Source organism: Ferroplasma sp. Type II, assembly GCF_000496155.1.
The window spans coordinates 2994-4987 of the sequence record NZ_KI542716.1; the positions used below are offsets into that span (position 1 = coordinate 2994).

2 protein-coding genes and 1 tRNA gene are annotated in these 1994 nt (G+C 36.0%); 2 read left to right on the forward strand and 1 reads right to left on the reverse strand.

Features of this window, described 5'->3' with window-relative positions:
• Nucleotides 1-249: 249 nt before the first annotated feature.
• Nucleotides 250-324 (reverse strand) — tRNA-Glu (locus AMDU4_RS06000).
• A 130-nt stretch (nucleotides 325-454) separates the two neighbouring features.
• On the opposite strand from AMDU4_RS06000, the gene AMDU4_RS06005 reads away from it, so the two are divergent.
• Both AMDU4_RS06005 and AMDU4_RS06010 read left to right on the forward strand, forming a co-directional pair.
• Nucleotides 455-1315 carry a hypothetical protein gene (locus AMDU4_RS06005; protein WP_021786762.1) on the forward strand — a complete coding sequence of 287 codons (861 nt, stop codon included), beginning with the start codon at nucleotides 455-457 and terminating at the stop codon, nucleotides 1313-1315.
• A gap of 7 nt (nucleotides 1316-1322) precedes the next feature.
• A partial coding sequence (locus AMDU4_RS06010) for an ABC transporter permease (protein WP_021787087.1) occupies nucleotides 1323-1994 on the forward strand: 672 nt, incomplete at its 3' end.

The window sequence follows — 1994 nt, forward strand, 5'->3', positions numbered from 1 at the left end:
AAGGGCATTTTATGAGTGTGGCATACAACAACAATAGACCAGTCACTNTAATATTCCTCCAGTTAAAGAATATGAGGCTCCAGGCATTTTTTATATTAGAACCATAGATATTTACATGATAAAAATCAATTATAACTCTTGTTCATGTGCCTCTGTATTAAAAAATTTTTTTTAGTATGTTTTAAATTCTAGCTAAAAATTTTTACTGGGCCTAAAATCATCATTACTCACATTAAACCTTTATCAAAATGCTCCGGCCGGGATTTGGACCCGAGTCGGGGGATTGAGAGTCCCTAATGCTTGGCCTGGCTACACCACCGGAGCTCATACCCGATATTACTTTTTTCTATTTAATATATTCATTATAATACCCAGAATCTGTTTCAATCCGGGTTATATATATTAACCTTTATTAATTCAAAAAGCTTTTTTAGTTTGATTTCCATGTATAGCTATGAAGCCTCTTTATACAAAAATAATTGTCATAATCATAGCAGCCGCAATAGTTGCACCGGCTGCATACTTCGCTTACCAATTTTATACAAAATCCAATGTATCTCCTTCTGTACAGCCCTTTCAGTACATACCAGGAAATTCAACAATGATTTCTACCGTGCATAAAAATGGAACGGAATATTATGTATACATGGATGGCGGCAGTTTCGGAGTGGTTGCCAATACTTCGGCCATTTCACTGATAGATTCCAATTTAACTGCGTCCAGTAACCAGGCTGCTATTTCAGGTACAGGGAACGGGAATCCGTTTTCCGGATCAAATGTGAAGACAATAACCTATGACCATGTAACCGTTTATGAAATCCAGAATGTTAATATTACCGGAATATTAGGGAATTTGCTGAACACCACAGGTAAGACTCTTGCGAATGCAACGGTAAATATATTCGCATATGACACATCAGGGAATTTCATAGTAATGGGAGAGCAGAAGGCAATAAACGAATCAATAAGCGCCCATCTCACTTCCCGGGATGCTGTACGGTTTAAGGGTTATCTGAATCAGAGTTCAAATATTTCTTTATACTATAGAGTTAATAATACAATTCCTACCATAAGCTATATTACTCTCAATACAACGGCCAACAGGACATATGTAAATATAATTCCGGTCAACAGCAATTACCTTGTATTTGACAAACTGCTTATTCAATCAGCTATTTCAAACTCAAACATTTCCAGTGCAATAGGCAGCAACTACACCATTAGCATTTCCAGTGGGATGATACACATGACCATTGACAGGTCATATAATCACCTCCCCATAGCACTTAAAACGTTAAATACTGGAGCCCTATAGGAGTTTTATGTCCAAAACTTCGACCATATATCTACAGTATATTAAGAACTATTACCGTTCCAGAAGTTTCTTCCTCATGCTTTTTCTAATCCTGTTAGTGGGTTCAATGATGACTTATTTCTCATTCAAATACATAAATGACCTGCCGAAATTCCTTGGCGGCGCAGTTTTCCCTGCTTCCATAAAAGTTAAATTGTTTTATTATCTGTGGACTCTTGTACTTCTTTATATACCCGTATTTGCATCGGTGTTCTTCGGGTCTCCTGCGATATCAAGTGAAATAGAAAATAAAACAGCTTATTATATATTCCCTCTTCCCATAAATAGATTTAAATTATTCTTTGGAAAATATTTTGCGGCATTTACTGTCACAATGTTTATAATAGGGGTATACCTGGTATTTGAACTATTTACACTGTACTACCTCCTAGGGGTTATACCTGTACCATACTTCCTGGATTCCTTCATAATGCTCCTACTGTTCATCCTAAGCATAATGGCTGTGACTTTCCTTATCAGTTCAATCTTTAATAAAAACACATATGCCTATATAACAGTGTTTGTCATATATTACATATTTTTTGAGGCAGGGTCATTCATTATAGAACTACTATACAAATACACGCCTGTGTATTTCCTCAATGATGCTGCAAGCATAATAGAGAGGGTATATATCAAT

What these genes read in the sequence shown, in the direction of transcription:
- AMDU4_RS06005 (WP_021786762.1), top strand. Translation starts at nt 455, where the DNA reads ATGAAGCCTCTTTATACAAAAATAATTGTCATAATCATAGCAGCCGCA.